Here is a 16,384-nt window from a genome sequence, read left to right as displayed (position 1 = left end):
GATCACCAAGTACAATAATTATACTATCAATGCATAGTAAATAACAATACTCAAATCCAGCTCAAAAACAAAAAGGAATTCCTTTCAGAGATGATTACAGTTGCTTTAATTGGCACTGTTGTAAAAAATAATGTGCCGAGGTGTCATTGGGATTTACCGTGAGGATTTGCTCGAAAAAATTTGCCGCATTGCGATATTGTTTTTCCTCATAGCATTTTAAAGCACTGGCAAAAATGGAAACCGAATCTTCCTTCAGCTTTATTTCTGCAGCGCTGTTATTATTAAATATTTCATAAATGGCTATGGGTAAGCTTTTACCCTTAACCCAAGTGAGGCCTAATGAGCGCAAATGGTAGTTCTGACGAAACTTAAGTTGTTGGTAAGTTTGACCACTAATGAGTAAATCAATATTAAAATCGCGCGTTAAGGACTCAACGCGTGAAGCAATATTGACAGCATCACTAATCACACTGCAATCCATTCGTGCTTCAAAACCAACCGTGCCGACGATTAAGGGGCCAGTATTGATCCCTATTCCAACATTTACTGGCGGCAGGTTATGAGTAGCCCGCTCGGTATTAAAAATATTTAATGCATTCAACATATCCAACGCGGCATGTACCGCATCATCGGCGTCATCAAATAAGGCCATAATGGCATCGCCTATGTATTTATCAATAAAACCCGAATGCTTAACAATCACTGGGTCCATATAACTCATTAACGTATTGACCAGATTAAAAATTTCAACTGAAGTGAGCTGTTCAGAGAGTGTCGTAAACGATTTAATATCCATAAATAAAACCGTCATGACCTTTTCCACACAATCCCCCACGCGAATATCCGCGATATTTTTTCGATTGAGCATTTTCAAGAAATTTTGGGGAACAAAGCGAGCTACTGCTGTTGCATTTTGTTGAATCTCCATAAGCTTACTAATAAGCTCATCATTAAGTGCATGTACTTTTTTCTCAGCAATTTGTAGCTCCTGAAAATAAAAACTGGTCCGCACCATATAACGAACACGATAGCCAATTAAGTCTGAGTTCAACGGTTTAGTAGTAAAGTCCGTTGCACCTGCCTCAAATGCTTTGTTAATGGAGTCATAATCCTCCAAACCTGTAACCATCATTATGGGGGTGTACTGATGTTCGGCTAGCTTACGAATTTGCGCACAGACTTCAAAACCATTTAATCCTGGCATTTCTACGTCTAAAAGAATCGCATCAGGTTTTGTTGTATTTAAGATAGACAAAGCCTGCTCGCCATTTTCTGCCTGCACAATGGTGAATCCAGCTTTAGTTAATGCACTGCTGGTAAGCAGACGCATTGTAGCACTATCATCCACAATTAAGACCAACACATTTTCTTTGTCCATCGCTTCACGCGCCTTAGATACAAATCGTAGTTAAATAACTTGCTATGCTGTCTAATTCAATAACCTGATCCACAGCGTCTATTGACTGAGCAACCGCACCCATTCCAAAAACTACCGCACTTCCAGGGCCCTGAATTAAAGTATGGCCATGAGCTTGTTTTAATGCCAATAAACCTTCAGCACCGTCATCGCTCATGCCCGTTAAAAGCACTCCGATTGCTTTCTTGCCTGAAACCTTAGCTACTGATTGCAATAACTCGGTAATAGAAGGACAAAACCCTTCATTAGAATCTCCATCAATAAGTTTACTGACTAATCGGTCATGCTCACGCCTTATTTGTAAATGCTTTTTATCTGGTGCTATATAGACAGTCCCCTTTTCTAATAGCTCCCCGTTTGTGGGGACTTTCACTTTAAGACTTACATTTTGCTCTAGCCATTGCACAAAGCCACGGATAAACCCATTGCTCATATGCTGAACCACGACAATGGGCAAGGAAAAATCAGGAGGTAGATGAGATAAAATAGTTTTTAATGCCATAGGCCCACCCACCGACGCCCCCATAGCAATGAGTTCATAATGCCCCACGTTGACCTTATGCTTATGCTTTGTTATTTTTCTTACGTCTTCATGAGGCATTTTCAATGGCTTTTTAGTGACGCGAATGTCTGAAAGACTGCGTAATGTATCAATGATGTAAGCGCTTCGCTCTTTAAAGGAAGGAGAAAAGATATTAATTGGCTTTGTTAATGCGGTTAACGCTCCAGCTTCAAGGATATGGAAGGTAGCATTAAGTGATTCATCACTCACGGTGGAACTAATCACAACAATAGGAGTTGGATGGTGTGCCATAATGATACGCGTTGCCTCGAGCCCGTCGAGAACCGGCATTTGAATGTCCATGGTAATCAAATCAGGCTTTAATTTAGTAGTTAATTCTATTGCCTCTTTTCCATTCTTAGCAACACCAACCACAATCATATCGTGTGTAGATTCAATAATATGCTGAATTAAGGCCACTTCCGTCGGTGAGTCATCGACAATTAAAACTCTTATCATAGGCAATAGTTCACTTATATTTTTGCCACATTCTAGCTAGCATGCCTGATATTAAAATAATGCTTTTTTAATAAGTTCAGCTGAATTTAAGACAAAATTAATCTGGTTACTTCCGGATAAAGTAGCCCCAGTAACACAAGGTATATTGGTTAAAGGTTCTTGAAGTGGTTTCAAGACAATTTCCCGCTCTCCAATGATTTCATCAACAACCAATGCAATGCGTTCTTGTTTTTTATGAATCACAACCACGCACAAATGTTCCTTCTCATCTATTTTTTCATTAAGATGCAATACCTTAGCCAATGAGCATAGCAAAATCGGCTGTTGATTGACAAGCACCGCTGGACTCCCTTCAACCTCAATAATATCTTGTCTTTTTAACAAGAATACGCGGTCTACTGCGCGGGTAATCAGAACAAATAATTGATTACTGCAAGAAATAATTAGTCCACGCTCAGTAGCCAAAGTAATTGGTACTTGCAAACGAAAATGAGTCCCCTTGCCAACTTGACTTGCTACACTGACTTGGCCTTTCAATTGCACTAAATTAGAACGAACTACATCCAGTCCTACCCCTCGCCCAGAAATATCTGTGGCAATGTCTCGCGTAGAAAAACCGGGTCGAAAGATTAAATCAAGAACCGCCTCCGAACTCATTCCCTCAAGCTCAGCGGAAGTAATGATATTTTTTTTCAATGCGGATTGAATGAGTACTTCTGGATTAATTCCAACACCCTCATCTGAGATTTCAAAAATAATTTGATGATCTTCCTGACGCACATCAATGCGAATATTTCCCTGCGCTGATTTACCGGTAGCTTCACGGATCTCAGGCCGCTCAATTCCATGATCAATGGCGTTACGTAACAAATGCACTATGGGATCTTTTAACCCATCAAGAATCATTTTATCAATTTTTACATCATTATTGATAATGTCGAAATTAACTTGCTTTTGTAACCCATGCGCTAAATCACGCACCACACGCGGTAAGTAACGCAATTGTGCGTCAACCGGAATCAAACGAATTCGACGTACCTCATCCTGTAGAGAACTGAGTAAAGTAGATAATTCACTAATCGGCATACGGAGCGAGCGTTGCATCGCATGCATGGAATTATTGATTTCCGTTAATTCAGTAACTGGCGTAGAAAATAAGGCATTAAAACGTTCATTTTCGTTATTAAACAGGTTTTTTAAATTATCTAAGTTCTTTTTCCAGGCATGTACAAAATAATCTATTTTATAATTTATTTTGATTAAATCAGAATAATACTCTTCAATAATAATCTTAATTGCCTGAAGTTCTTCCATATCGGCAGAAATACGGTCCAGATTTTGTAAAGAAACACGAATCGACTCAAACTCTCCAGACCTAAAGCGGGTCTCTATATTTTTGGAATTCTCCGTCAGTATTTTCGGAGATTTCTCAACCACTCCTTGCAGCAATTCAACCTGTGGATGTTCCGTATAGTATTTAAGCTGATTCAAATGATCTTGCAGGTCAAAAGTGGAAGGTATCTCCTCACTGTAACAGCGCATTGCTTCATTCATCAAATCAATGGACTGTAAGCAAAGATTTATAATTGCTGGGGAAATTTCAATGTTTTGCTGTTGGATTTCTGCAAATAAGGTTTCTATCTGATGAGCAATTTCTCCCACATCAATTGCCCCAATACCCCGAGCAGAACCTTTAATATTATGTGCTGCGCGAAAAATCGCCGCGAATAAATGCTGGAGGTTATCTGCACTACTCTCCCTTCTTTCGAGCTGTAATAGACCATCAGTAATTGTCATTAAATTTTCTTGAAGCTCGCTTTTAAAGGTTTCAACGATTTTCTTTAAAAACTCTCGCTCCGAGGCACTTTCATGTGTGATGGATTTAGAAAAAAAAGGTTCGGAGGAGACAAGTTTTTCTGCGGCTACTTCTGCCTCACCATCAGGAATGCCCGCCTGTCGTCGCAGTTGATGTATTAACTCACGTAGTTTAACTGAAGGCTGTCTTTTGATAATAAAATCTTGCAAAGATTCACGCATTCCCTCCACTGCATTGTAAGTTAGATCCACACGCTCTGGCGAAATAGGCTGTGTCGGCATAAAAAGCTTTTCAATGCATTCAGCAATACTACCTAACTCAGTAATGCCTACAGAAAAGGCAGAGACTTTAATGTTACGCCCTGAACGTGAAATTTCTACTGCAATTTGATTTAGTTCTGCCTCTGAGGTATCTTTTTTTATTTTTTGCAAATTATCAATAATTACTGCAATCAATGACTCAAGTTCGGTACTAAAGGTTTCTATAAGTTGTTTTAGTAATGAGTCGTCTGGAGTCATAATAGTTCCTACACTTTATAGGTATTTACGTCATCTTTAAGATGTTTGGCAATTTCGTTTAACTTATGGATGAAATCCATCATTTCGGTTAAACCACCAGAAAAAGTTGAGGTTGTACGATTAATCTCATTCATACTTTCAACAATCTGCTCAATGCCAACCGCCTCCTGACGAATGGCTACTTCAATATGTTGACTTGAAATAGATGCATCATTAATCATCTTACTTAACGTCTGAATAACGTCTCCTGCTTTTTCAATTAAATGCATGCCAGAGCCCAACGATTTAGAGCCCTCTTCAGTTACCTCAACCGCTTTTTCAGTTGTCCGGCGAATATCCTCAAGAATTTTTTGCACCTGAACGGTTGATTGCTCAGACTGCTCAGCCAGATTTCTTACCTCTGTTGCTACAGCTGCAAATCCCTTTCCAGCCTCACCAGCCTTCGATGCTTCAATTGCCGCATTTAAAGCTAACATTTTAGATTGCTGAGCAAGTGTATTAACCACCGCCGTAATCTCACCAATTTGTTGGGTATGCGTGCTTAAATCTAGAATCGTCTGAGCAATTAATTGCATTTTCTCTTCAGAAACTTTAATTCCCTCAATACTTTGCACAACGGACTCACTACCCAACTTTCCTTGCTCATAGGTATTTTTTGCCACTTCACGTAAGGCTTGAGCTTTGCTCATGGTTTGTTTGGAGCTTTTATCTATTTCCTCTAAAGATACTGAGATTTCGTTAATTGCCGATGCTTGCGAATTAATACTTTCAGTTTGCTCATTAGCTGAGGTAAGTACCTTATCTGCCATAGCAACAATATTGCTGCTTACCTGGGTAATTTTTTTGGTAATGGAGGCTAAGCCATCAGTCATTAAATCTAAATCATTTCCTAACTCATATAAGATATCGTCTTTATCTACCTTTAATCGATCTCTAAGATCACCTGCAGCCACTTTGCTGCTGTATTCACTAAATTTTTTCGACGTATTAACTAATTGCTCAAACAATTGCCGCGACTCTTCCTCTTGTTCACGGAGCTTTTCTTCATTTTCCTTAATTGCCTGTTGCATGGTTTTAATCGAAAGTAGCATACGGCCCAACCGGTCTAAGGCTGGAATCTCAATTTCTATATCACGTTCACCCGCAGCTATTCTTTGAGCAACCTCAATCACCCGATCAATGGGACTTGCTAAATAACCCAGGGTGCCAACTGGAACAATAATGGTTAAAACAATTCCTAAAATTAATAACCCATATGCAGAACGGGTCAAGGCATGTAAATTGCTATTAATGTGTGCAGTGTTTCGATTAATTTGAGTCACTAAACTGTCGGTTAAGCCACCAACGCGCTTACCTAATTCCTCGGAAAAAACCCCATCAATTATATCAATCATTTGATTTTCAATGGGGCGAGTATCCTCGATGTGCTTTTTTAAGGCAGCAACAATATCCATACTTCTTGGCGCATTAATTACTTCCGACTGAGCGTGATATAACGGATCATATAAGTCTCTGAGCTTTCGCCATTCATCCAGTATTTGCTCATTCCCCAAACGAGTGAGGCCTTCCTCCCAACGTTGTTTTATTTCATTTATTTCAGTCCAAGCGTGTTCAAAGTGCAATCTATATTTCGGATCTCCAGTTACAATCCAATCAATAACTAAATTTTGTGATTGAAAAATTCCCGTATCTAAAACTTGAGATAAATTTTCTTCATAAATTTCTTTACTGTAAAACACCACCGCATTAACTTTTGGCAGTAACAGCATGATTAATAACAGCAACGGTAAGCTCAGTGATAAAAACCCAATAATTAAACGGGCACGGAGTGAAATAAAAAAACCAGCTTTACTCTTCATGTACATCTCCTATCCGATATATGCCTTCTTTAATTGCTTGATATAAACCGGGCATTAATACATCGACATTAAGAATTGCGGTCACTGATTGATGTAATCCTAAAATGTAATCAGGATTTGCGACTTTTGTAGAAGACAATGGCATACTTAATTGGTTGGGCTGATACATTAAGCTCCCCTCAATGGAATAAGCGAGTATTCCTAGTGTCATATCCTCGACACTTACAATAATAATAAATGCAGCTGCCGGTCCAGAATATTCTGGATGAAAAAATTTCATCAAATCAACAACAGTGATTAAGGAACCGCGCCAGTTAATTACCCCTGCAACAAAATTCGGAATGCATGGAGGTTTTGAGACCGTAATATGATTCAGGATTTCCTCAACATTCTGGTAGGAAATCCCGTACTGTTCCCTGGGGCTCAGTTGAAACCGTACGTAGTCGACTCCACGTACATCTACTGGACTAACTTCTGGCTGGGCAAGCAATTCTGCACGCGCTTTCAAAATGCGCAAAGCATCAGCATCTTGGGGCATAAGTTCAGAAGCATGTTTTTGTTGTTTAGTCGGCACTGCCAAAATCCTTTTTTATTTATCGCCATTCAAAGTAAAATAAATTGCACCTTCGTGGTGAAACACAAGATGGGTATCGGCTATGATAATTGGATCTGACGCCCCTAATAAAAGATAAGAATGTTCCGCCAGACACTGACTTAATTTTTTCATGATTTTAACAACCAAATCATTCTCAAAATAAATTAGCACATTACGACATAATATTAAATCAATCTGATAAGTACCATTGACAATTGAAGGATAACTATTATCGCATAAATTCAGGTATTTAAAGCGTACCATGTCGCGAATCTTAGGAGAAAGAACGTAAGTACGTTTCGCTTTGGTAAAGTGGTTTTGCAAGTACTCTTCAGGAATAGAGCGCATCGACCATTGTCCATATATGCCTTTCATCGCCTTTTCAAGCGCCGTCACATTAATATCCGTACCTAATAATTGTAAGTCCCAACGCTCAATATTAGGAATTAACTTCAAAAGCAGCATGGCAATGGTATATATTTCCTCCCCTGATGAGCAGCCCGCACTCCAAATTTTTAAGATACGAGAATCTTTTTTTTGTTCTATAAGATTGGGTAAAAGTTCTTTTTCTAATAAGCGTATTTGCGATTTATCACGAAAAAAATAACTTTCACCCACAGTAATTGCGGCAACCAAATCCGCCAATAGTGAGGAACTACTAGAACAATGTTTTAACTTATCCAGATATTCATTAGGCTGGAAATTAAAGGTAGTACAGGTTTCAGCAATAATCCTCGTTAAATCTCTTGCTTGGTTAATGTGAGTCACTAAACCAAAGCGCTCATGGATTAACTTGATAAATGCCGGTTCAAGAATTTTTATACTATCTATCAAATTAGTCATGATCCGCCGAAATCTGATCCATTTCTTCCGTTAATTTCAATGCAAAGAGTGATGCAACATCCATCAGCAATGAAACACCGTTATTACTTGCCACTGCACCATAAAATAGTGAATGACTGCGAGTAAATTCTTCATGTATTTCAATTTTGTTTTTATCAATCTCACCAAGTCCGATCATTCTGTCCACAATAAGACCCAGACGATGTGTTCCATCAGAACATAAAAGAATAGGTATTCTTAGAGCATAAGGCTCATCACACGTCAATCCGGCACAAATTCGCAAATCTACAACGGGAATGCACTTTCCATGTAAGTTCATCAATCCTGCAAGATAAATCGGACTCCCTGGAATGGGCTCCAAGAGAGGTAAAGGAAATATTTTTTCTACATACTGCAAATCCAAACAACATCGTATGTCGTGTATTAGAAAATGCAAAACTTTAATATAACTTAGTTCCTTACCAACCATTTTGCACCACATAAATTAGATTTCTTATCATTATAGTTATAGGCTGAATCAGATGGGCACACAAGATAATTTTAAGCACGTACCTTTCCTAAAACAGTAAGCAATAAATGGCGCTTGTGGGGTTGGTAACGATGCTCATAAAGATAAATCCCTTGCCATGTACCTAATGCTAATTTACCAGCCTGGATCGGAATAGAAAGGCTGGTTTGGGTTAAAACCGTCCGTACATGTGCAGGCATATCATCCTTGCCTTCAATAATATGCTTGAACAAAGGATCGCCATCAGGAACCAGGCGGACTAAAAAATTTTCCAAGTCCATGCGAACCTGTTGATCATAATTTTCACAAATCATCAATGAGGCACTGGTATGCTGTAAAAACAATTGGCATAAGCCTTGCTGAATCGCTGTATTCGTTACAACCGCTGCCACTTCTGCTGTGACATCAATCGTTCCGCGGCCAGAAGTGTTCAGGTAAATAGAATGTTGTTCAAGATTCATTAACTTACCTCGCTTACCAAGAGTAACTCTGGAGAAGCATTCATCCGATTCAAATCCCGGATAAACTGTTCATTAATCTCGTATAGCAACGAATCATTCGGCAGCATTTGGATGTAACCCAGCTCTTCCAATTGATTTAAAAGGGGGATAATTTCTTCAGATAGATCATAGCGTAAACGAGGAACAGAAGAGTTCATAATTGCCATTTTATCGACAACAAAGAACTCTCTGATCTGTGCATTAATCGGTTCATTAATATCTTTTTTAAATTGCTCCATAAAAGGAGAATGAGCTTGAAACAGTTCATTTAATGCCGTTTGTTTCTCATTTTTCTTTATTGAACCTGTACTGCCACCCCCTAAAAATAATAATTGCACACAATATTGGCCTATAGCACCAATCATGCAACCCATAACTAGTCCGGCTGAAAAAGAAGAAGCCATGATTACTGTTTTCCTTGGAACGTTAACTTACACTATAATAATTTAAAACAGGTGCCGATTAAATAAGTGAGGATACCCAATGAGTATCGAGCGATTTATACAGGCCCAGCAAGGACAAGACTTTTTCCCTACCTATACAGAGGCATATAAAGAAATTGCCCAGGGTCGTAAAACCAGTCATTGGATATGGTACATCTTTCCGCAGCTGCAATCACTAGGTCATAGTTCAACAGCAAAGCATTTTGGCATTACAGATTTGCAAGAAGCCTTTGATTATTTACAAAATACCACACTTTTTGAACACTATAATGAAATTCTCCATTTAGTTTTAAAACAATTACAAACCATACCACTGAGAACCTTAATGGGCGGAAGCATTGATACGTCTAAATTAGTGTCTAGTGTGACGCTTTTTCGAAAAGCGGCCTCCTTACTTAGTAACGAGAAAGAAACAGAGCTGGATTATCATGAGCTCATTCGCTGTTGCGATTTGGTTTTGCGTAAAACGGCAGACCAAGGCCACCCGCCCTGCCAGTATACTTTGGAGTTTACTGAGATGTAGATAGTGCCTTAAACCCATGCCCCTCGACGTCTCGCGGCTTGTTCACGGAATCCAGATCCCCACTCAACGCATTGACTTGGAGTGGTAGACATGCCACGTGACGTAGACTGTTAGGGTTTAGTTTAAAGTAGAGAAAGCGGCTACGCCCCCTTCGTCAAATGCATAAATTGCTGCAGGTCACAAACGGTGCCACCACAAGCGGGTATACTCACAGGTTGACCATTATAAGTTACTTTAACTACATGCGATCCTGCATCACTTTCATAAAGGGAAAAATTAAGATTCGATGCATACGGAGGGGCCTGCTCTAATGGTGCGCCTAAAAAGCTTAATGAACTGGCAATAGTGGTATCATGAGCCGATAATAAGACATATTTCAGCTTGGATTTATTTTGGCTCCCCTTATTAAGATAATTGGCAATATTAGCCATTATCTTACTACTATAAACCCGAGCCACCTGTTGGGGACGTTCTTGTGCCATAAAAGCCCAACTACAGGTATTAATAATCTCATTAACATCTTGTGAACTTAAACCCTCGGGCAATGGCGCATGGTGTATTTGATGAATGAATAAGGTATCGCCAAGTAATCCTAAATCCTGGAGCTTATTAATCTGCATCCCTGTTAAAGAGCTCCAACGTGCGTATTTATCTTTCAATTCATTGTTTTTTTGTTGCCACTCTTTGGTCGGATAGACATACTGTTGCATTAACTTCTCACGTACCTGAGGGCTTACAGGTTGTACAATGACATCATCATATTTATACGGTGCGCTAAAGACGGGAATAGGTTGATACGAATGCGGTAACGCGGGCAGAGCAGATTCCGAAGTATTAGGCCCTGTTCCTGGAGGATACAATCCCATCAATAAAGATTGAGCGCTCATAAGCGTACGATCATAATCGGTGGAACGAACATACATCGTTCCAGCTTCATAGTGTTCTGGTAATAGATGGGTTTCCTCAACATATTTTTTACGGAACTCCATACCCAGATTATGTTCTTGTTGCATTCCCTCTGCAGTTAGTTGCCCTAAACCTGCAGTCCATTCATAATTTAAGCCAGGAATAGATACTATTGGCGTTCTATCCCCATGGCGAATAATATCCACGGCAAAAAGAAGTGTCTCTGCAAATAACAATGAGGGGGCACTGAGTAGTAGTGCGAATGCCAGGCAACGTTTATGACCCATTTTAGCTCCTTAAATTCAATCGTGGATAAAGCAAACCGGATCATACCACAAAAAAACCAAGGCCAAGCAAACAATTTGAATTATTTTAAATCAGTATGGGCCTATAAAAACCAATCGATGCATTCTTTCTAGCTACTCTCCTGCCTGACGACATTGATTATGAGCTGTCTGCGTACAAGTAGAAGCGCAATTGATAATTTTAGTTTTTTGACACTTCTCCATGCAAGGAGAAACAGTTTTTCTGACGCATAGCTCTTGGGCCTCGAGTTGTGAGGCATTAACTGTAATCGCAAATAAAAGAGAGGAAATCAACGTGCTGAGCTTATATTTATCCATTAGTTAGCCCCTTTATTCATCAAACTAAATATAAATCTAGCACATTTAACTTGTTCAAACTAAACAAAAGGAATAAAATTCACACAATCCGTTCGTTAATAAAAATAATGCGACTTAAGACTCTCTTAAGCTTCATCGGCTAAACTGCCGGCATTATAGAGGTATAGATGTTTAAATTATGCAGAAAAACACTCTCAGTCCTTCACAATCTACTTTAAAGCAAAATACTTAACCTAATTTCTATTGTCGTTAACTTCCAACAGAAGGACATGCTCATGAAAGACCAATTGTATGCGATATTAAGTAAATACCCCTTTATCCATATTGATAAAGTTGGGGAATTGTCCATGCTGGTTCCGTTAACCCTCGCCCGGACAGTTTCTTTTGATTTCACGCCCGGCACGGAAAAAGCGACCTCGCTCTATGTGTTTGGTGATAATACCTGCAAATCAGACTTAGAAAGGACACTATTTTTTGACCCACCCGCGGGAGGTCCCAAGAGCAGTTTTAACACGTTATTTTATGATCTCATTAAGGAATTGAAGGATCTGATACTCAAACTGCCGTCGCCTCAAGATCAACAAATAATTCAGGGCATCATAAAGTTATTAGAAAAGCAGAGGCCGGAGGTAGATAAACTTAAAGAGTACATGCCCCAGCTCAGTATCAATAAAATGCGTGACGATCTGTGCGTAGGAACACAAGGCTTTGTTACTAAGGGTGAGTTTGTGGTACAGTCTGCGGATACAGCGAGATTTCTAAACCTACCCAGTGTATTAAATTTAATCCTCGCTCAGGCTGACCGGGAGAAGATACTTCCTAATGATTTTGCCTTCGATAATGAGATTGCCAGTTACCTGAAGGCTATCCCCAATACCCAAGACAAAAATGCTCTGGAAACCAGTCTTCAACACCTAATAAAAAACAAAGGTATTCATGCGTGTCGACAAGAGTTAGCTCAAAATCCAACGCAATTATTTAGATCGTTGTATTACACTCTAAAAAATTCCAGCCATCCTAAACTAATCGCTCAACCCGAAAATTTTTTTGACGTTTTAACCGAGAATTTAGGATATCTAGTTGGTGAGAATGAAAACTATCATGGTTACAATGAAAAAGACTTAGTGGGTACCATTAAACTCATTTTTAGCCAAACCTTATTCTTTAATCAAGCGGATGAAGAGCAAAAAAGTTTTTCCTCAATTTATCATCAGACACTCACATCGTTTGAAACAATAAATAAAGATAATGAAGAAAAGACGAATTCATTTAAATTGTTTTCTATTCAAACTTTTCTTTTTTTATGTACCCTGCAACTGCGCTTTAAAAATATGGAACTAGCAAAAGAATTCCTCAAAGCCCTCCAAAATTCTAAATCTGCTAAATCATTAATTGGGCAATTATGTAAGAACGAGACCAAATTTAAACAGATGCTCCAAGAAAAATATGGGTTTTCTGCTCAAGAATACGATGCACTGGTTGACTCAACCTTCAAAATACTTACGGACCATGTTGAGGCACCCCATTTTGATGAACTGCGAGTGTCCTGCCTTTCTGCGGAACTGGAAAATACTCATTATCTAGTCTTAGGTGGACGACTTTGCTGGAGTACAGCTGAAATAACTGAAGATGCTACTATTAACTCTGAAGAACAAAAAAAACGTAAATTTGATGCCAATTTCGAACAATTCTTCGAACACATTGAAGCTTATCTTGATCGCCCCGAACATCTAAGTACTCTACGCGAACTATTAACCGAGGGCGAGGAATATGAAGAAGAGGCAGCCCTGCAATCATTAGAATTTAATGCCACGACATTCTCATTCTCTCAGAAGAAACAACTTTTAGAACTTGCCATTCAACATAATAAATATCAATGCGCGGCATTTTTAGTTAATCAAGGAGTTTATGACGAAAGACTATTCCAATTAGCCTATGCTCAACACCCTGCGAATACGCTATTAATTAGTAGTTTTGTCCGTGCTAATAATAACTACATGAGCCAGTGTGCGACTGAAGAACACCTAATCCATGCCATTTTTGATGGTCGACTAGACCGGGTTAAAATTATTTTAACAGTAAGTCCTCATCTCCTAGACAGCCAACTCTGTATTGATAGTACCCCTCTTCTATTGGCTAGCAATCAGGATAGAGCCGAAATAGTGGACTACCTTATGTCCATAGGCGTTAATACTCTAGCATCAGGTACAACTCAGCGCCAAATTACTGCCAAAGACAATGCAATGCAAGGTGGTAATGAAGAACTAATCAGGTTATTTACAGATTATCACTTACGAGTAAGAGAACAACTTGAAGCCGGTACTGATTTTGCATTCCTATCGACTCCTGAATATTTTTTTACCGCACTAAAACAACAAGAACATCAATTAGTAGAGGTCTTATTAGAGTTTTTCCCTGAATTGCAAAATGAATTTACTAGTCAATGTTTAATTGATGCAATAAAAGATAAATCCCTGCCTCTGGTTCAAGCAATACTCGCACTAAAACCCGAGCTTCTAAATGAATGCAATGATGCCAATGAAACTGCTTTGTTTTATGCGTGTCAACTCAATGATGTATCCATAGTGCAGCATTTAATCGACGCTGGAGCAGATATTTTTATGTCGGTAAACGGTAAATTACCTCGTGATGCCGCATCAAACACAGAGGTCAGTGATTTATTTATTCCATCTTACCAAAGACTTGCTCCCAATTCGGAGCAATATAAGTCTCTATTCACTAGTGATAACTATCGAGAGGCGATTCGGAATAATGATCTTAGCCTCGCTCATTGCATCCATCAAAAATATCCCGAATTTGCTGATGAAATAATAGTTGACGATTTATATGCAACTCGATTCCCTGAAGCGATTGCCTACATTTTCAGTCTTAGAGATGACCTAATAGAACATAAAGACCCGAGAAATAAAACACCATTTTATTATGCTTGTGAACATGATAATTCCGCATTAGCAGCAGCGTTAATAACTGCTGGTGCTAATATTCATGCAGGTGTCATTACCGCAGTAAGCCCAACAAGTTATTCAGGTTATACAATACGTAGAGCAGCAGAGCGAAATAACTCTCCAGCGATCAAGGGGTTACTAGCGAGTTATAATGACTTTTTACCGCAAATTAAAGAGCAGAACATTAGCTCAGCCCACATTATTGACGCGATTGATGCGCGAAACCTGGTTTTTGTCACCTATTTCTTAAATAAGCGTCCGGAGTTAACGCAAGAATTAAGTGAAGTTGACTTAAAACATATAGAACAGCAAGAAATACAACAAAATTTATACAATCGCTATAAACTATTGCTCGATGGATTAAAGAGAAAGCGCGATCAGTTTTCGCATTCCCAGGAAGAAAACAGCCCTTATCAAGTCCTCAATAAACTCAGCACGAGTTTAAATAATGCCGGTGATCAATTCTTTAATACTCATATTTCTGAGAATACAGTAAAAGAATTTGAAACCGCTTGTAACCAAGCATTAGTTGCAGCCAACCCAGTATTGAGTATTCACCGAGGATGGCATGGCTTCCCTCTATGGATGAGAGCAATCGTCGGTATTATTGCGGCAGCAACTCTACTTCCCGCGATTACTGTGCAAGCAACGACAACCAAAGGATATGTTGGCACATTCTTTAAATCTTATGAAACAGACTCTGAAATGCACACGAAGAAATTCTCATCGGAGCTTGACTCCATCAAAACGGAGTTAATAAGCGTTCTGTAGCTATAGCTGAAATGGAGTAATAGGGATCTGGGTTTTAATCCAACTTTGATCCCGCCTCCCCTCATTTAGACTCTAAAAAAACCGTCAAGAAAAGCACAGTTAATATTCTTTTAATATAATTATATTAAAATTACACCTATTTTATAAAACACTCAAAGGAAAACAATGCCTAAGATTATTATTTTTACTGATTTTGATGGGACTTTAAGCGGAAGAGAAGGCGGTAAAACTGTATTTGAACCATTTTATCAATCCCTATTAAATGGCTATGTTTCTGGAGTGATACAAGATTATAGGCAAGCTCCCCTTAAAGACAGTGCTACCATACAAGGTTTATTCGAAACCCAATTTGGCCCCTATAGGGAAGGATTTGATTATAACCAGCCAGATGCCGACTTGTTGTTAAGTCGTGAAGCCGTTGTATTTCTTCATGACATGCTAAACAATGAGGACGTATCTGTAAAAATCATTACCAGAAATCGTCAAGATTACATCCAAGCCTTACTGACCTATCAAGGTTTTAGTACGGAAGAACTCAGCAAATTAGTTATCTCCGACTCATTACGAAAAGACACCGCGGTTCAAAGATTTTTATCTGCCCAGCCTGATATTTCTACTGTTTATGTGCTCGATGATAGTCTAACAGACTATAACCAGATGGTGAATGCGGTTGCTGCTTGTAGAATTCCAGACAGTCAAACCAAAAAATATCATAAAACACCGGGCAGCTTTGAATGGGCTGTATATCACCAAGACATTAATCACCTCCTTCAAGCCTTTTCTCTAGCTGAGCATGAAAAAGAAGAGGAAGAGAAAAACGAAGTAAAAGAATTAGCTATTGATTTGTTTGCCTGCGAAAAAGATCGGGAAGAGGTGGAAACATTATTCAGTAAACGGATTCGTAATATCCAAGATGTTGAAGAATTTAAGGCCATTACTCCTCCTAATATAAGAAGAAAACTACCTTCTTTTTTTAAAACAGAGAACGAACTTCCTGAGAAAAAGAGCGAGGGCAATGAGTCATCTTTAACCTTAATCAATGGGTAATCAGCATACATTTAAATATAAATTAGCC

14 protein-coding genes are annotated in these 16,384 nt (G+C 38.9%); 3 read left to right on the top strand and 11 right to left on the bottom strand.

Annotated features, from left to right (window positions below):
- Positions 1-94: 94 nt before the first annotated feature.
- Genes ACD661_RS01425 through ACD661_RS01385 form a run of 9 tightly spaced genes read right to left on the bottom strand, consistent with a single transcriptional unit; the run spans position 95 to position 9,481 of the window.
- Entirely contained in the window at positions 95-1,378 is a 1,284-nt protein-coding gene (locus ACD661_RS01425) for a response regulator (protein WP_400185781.1), read from the bottom strand.
- 13 nt (positions 1,379-1,391) lie between these two features.
- Positions 1,392-2,438: a chemotaxis-specific protein-glutamate methyltransferase CheB gene (gene cheB, locus ACD661_RS01420; RefSeq protein ID WP_400185779.1), complete on the bottom strand. Its 1,047-nt coding sequence runs from the start codon at positions 2,436-2,438 to the stop codon at positions 1,392-1,394.
- A 51-nt stretch (positions 2,439-2,489) separates the two neighbouring features.
- Entirely contained in the window at positions 2,490-4,772 is a 2,283-nt protein-coding gene (locus ACD661_RS01415) for a chemotaxis protein CheA (protein WP_400185778.1), read from the bottom strand.
- An 8-nt stretch (positions 4,773-4,780) separates the two neighbouring features.
- A complete protein-coding gene (locus tag ACD661_RS01410; RefSeq protein ID WP_400185776.1) occupies positions 4,781-6,637 on the bottom strand; it encodes a methyl-accepting chemotaxis protein in 1,857 nt (618 codons plus the stop codon).
- Complete coding sequence (locus ACD661_RS01405; protein WP_400185774.1) at positions 6,621-7,205, bottom strand: chemotaxis protein CheW; 585 nt, start codon at positions 7,203-7,205, stop codon at positions 6,621-6,623. Before ACD661_RS01405 ends, ACD661_RS01410 begins: the two co-directional genes overlap by 17 nt.
- A gap of 15 nt (positions 7,206-7,220) precedes the next feature.
- On the bottom strand, positions 7,221-8,069 hold the full coding sequence (locus ACD661_RS01400) for a CheR family methyltransferase (protein ID WP_400185772.1): 849 nt from the start codon (positions 8,067-8,069) through the stop codon (positions 7,221-7,223).
- Positions 8,062-8,550 carry a chemotaxis protein CheW gene (locus tag ACD661_RS01395; RefSeq protein ID WP_400185770.1) on the bottom strand — a complete coding sequence of 163 codons (489 nt, stop codon included), beginning with the start codon at positions 8,548-8,550 and terminating at the stop codon, positions 8,062-8,064. Before ACD661_RS01395 ends, ACD661_RS01400 begins: the two co-directional genes overlap by 8 nt.
- A 59-nt stretch (positions 8,551-8,609) precedes the next feature.
- Positions 8,610-9,038, bottom strand: a complete 429-nt coding sequence (locus ACD661_RS01390; protein ID WP_400185769.1) for a secondary thiamine-phosphate synthase enzyme YjbQ — start codon at positions 9,036-9,038, stop codon at positions 8,610-8,612.
- Positions 9,038-9,481, bottom strand: coding sequence for a hypothetical protein (locus tag ACD661_RS01385; protein WP_400185767.1), 444 nt, complete (start codon positions 9,479-9,481; stop codon positions 9,038-9,040). Before ACD661_RS01385 ends, ACD661_RS01390 begins: the two co-directional genes overlap by 1 nt.
- Before the next feature lie 79 nt (positions 9,482-9,560).
- Here ACD661_RS01385 and ACD661_RS01380 point away from each other — a divergent pair, with 79 nt between their 5' ends.
- The gene (locus tag ACD661_RS01380; protein ID WP_400185765.1) at positions 9,561-10,043 is read left to right on the top strand and encodes a DUF1810 family protein; all 483 of its coding nucleotides are present in this window, start codon (positions 9,561-9,563) and stop codon (positions 10,041-10,043) included.
- A 140-nt stretch (positions 10,044-10,183) separates the two neighbouring features.
- On the opposite strand, the gene ACD661_RS01375 is transcribed toward ACD661_RS01380, so the two are convergent.
- Both ACD661_RS01375 and ACD661_RS01370 read right to left on the bottom strand, forming a co-directional pair.
- Positions 10,184-11,236, bottom strand: coding sequence for a histidine phosphatase family protein (locus ACD661_RS01375; protein ID WP_400185763.1), 1,053 nt, complete (start codon positions 11,234-11,236; stop codon positions 10,184-10,186).
- A 132-nt stretch (positions 11,237-11,368) separates the two neighbouring features.
- The gene (locus tag ACD661_RS01370) at positions 11,369-11,572 is read right to left on the bottom strand and encodes a hypothetical protein (RefSeq protein ID WP_400185762.1); all 204 of its coding nucleotides are present in this window, start codon (positions 11,570-11,572) and stop codon (positions 11,369-11,371) included.
- Positions 11,573-11,847: 275 nt separating this feature from the next.
- Between ACD661_RS01370 and ACD661_RS01365 the strand changes: the two genes are divergently transcribed.
- Both ACD661_RS01365 and ACD661_RS01360 read left to right on the top strand, forming a co-directional pair.
- Complete coding sequence (locus ACD661_RS01365; protein ID WP_400185761.1) at positions 11,848-15,309, top strand: ankyrin repeat domain-containing protein; 3,462 nt, start codon at positions 11,848-11,850, stop codon at positions 15,307-15,309.
- A 165-nt stretch (positions 15,310-15,474) separates the two neighbouring features.
- Entirely contained in the window at positions 15,475-16,356 is an 882-nt protein-coding gene (locus ACD661_RS01360; protein WP_400185760.1) for a hypothetical protein, read from the top strand.
- Positions 16,357-16,384: the final 28 nt, after the last annotated feature.

The organism is Legionella lytica, assembly GCF_044626755.1.
Lineage (GTDB): Bacteria > Pseudomonadota > Gammaproteobacteria > Legionellales > Legionellaceae > Legionella > Legionella lytica_A.
Note: the sequence above shows the minus strand (reverse complement) of the source record. Positions and strands in the feature narration are given on the sequence as shown.

Coding starts and splice junctions, on each gene's coding strand:
- ACD661_RS01385 (WP_400185767.1), bottom strand. CDS start 9,481: ATGGCTTCTTCTTTTTCAGCCGGACTAGTTATGGGTTGCATGATTGGT.
- ACD661_RS01365 (WP_400185761.1), top strand. CDS start 11,848: ATGAAAGACCAATTGTATGCGATATTAAGTAAATACCCCTTTATCCAT.
- ACD661_RS01380 (WP_400185765.1), top strand. CDS start 9,561: ATGAGTATCGAGCGATTTATACAGGCCCAGCAAGGACAAGACTTTTTC.
- ACD661_RS01400 (WP_400185772.1), bottom strand. CDS start 8,069: ATGACTAATTTGATAGATAGTATAAAAATTCTTGAACCGGCATTTATC.
- ACD661_RS01370 (WP_400185762.1), bottom strand. CDS start 11,572: ATGGATAAATATAAGCTCAGCACGTTGATTTCCTCTCTTTTATTTGCG.
- ACD661_RS01415 (WP_400185778.1), bottom strand. CDS start 4,772: ATGACTCCAGACGACTCATTACTAAAACAACTTATAGAAACCTTTAGT.
- ACD661_RS01410 (WP_400185776.1), bottom strand. CDS start 6,637: ATGTACATGAAGAGTAAAGCTGGTTTTTTTATTTCACTCCGTGCCCGT.
- cheB (WP_400185779.1), bottom strand. CDS start 2,438: ATGATAAGAGTTTTAATTGTCGATGACTCACCGACGGAAGTGGCCTTA.
- ACD661_RS01395 (WP_400185770.1), bottom strand. CDS start 8,550: ATGTGGTGCAAAATGGTTGGTAAGGAACTAAGTTATATTAAAGTTTTG.
- ACD661_RS01390 (WP_400185769.1), bottom strand. CDS start 9,038: ATGAATCTTGAACAACATTCTATTTACCTGAACACTTCTGGCCGCGGA.
- ACD661_RS01375 (WP_400185763.1), bottom strand. CDS start 11,236: ATGGGTCATAAACGTTGCCTGGCATTCGCACTACTACTCAGTGCCCCC.
- ACD661_RS01360 (WP_400185760.1), top strand. CDS start 15,475: ATGCCTAAGATTATTATTTTTACTGATTTTGATGGGACTTTAAGCGGA.
- ACD661_RS01425 (WP_400185781.1), bottom strand. CDS start 1,378: ATGGACAAAGAAAATGTGTTGGTCTTAATTGTGGATGATAGTGCTACA.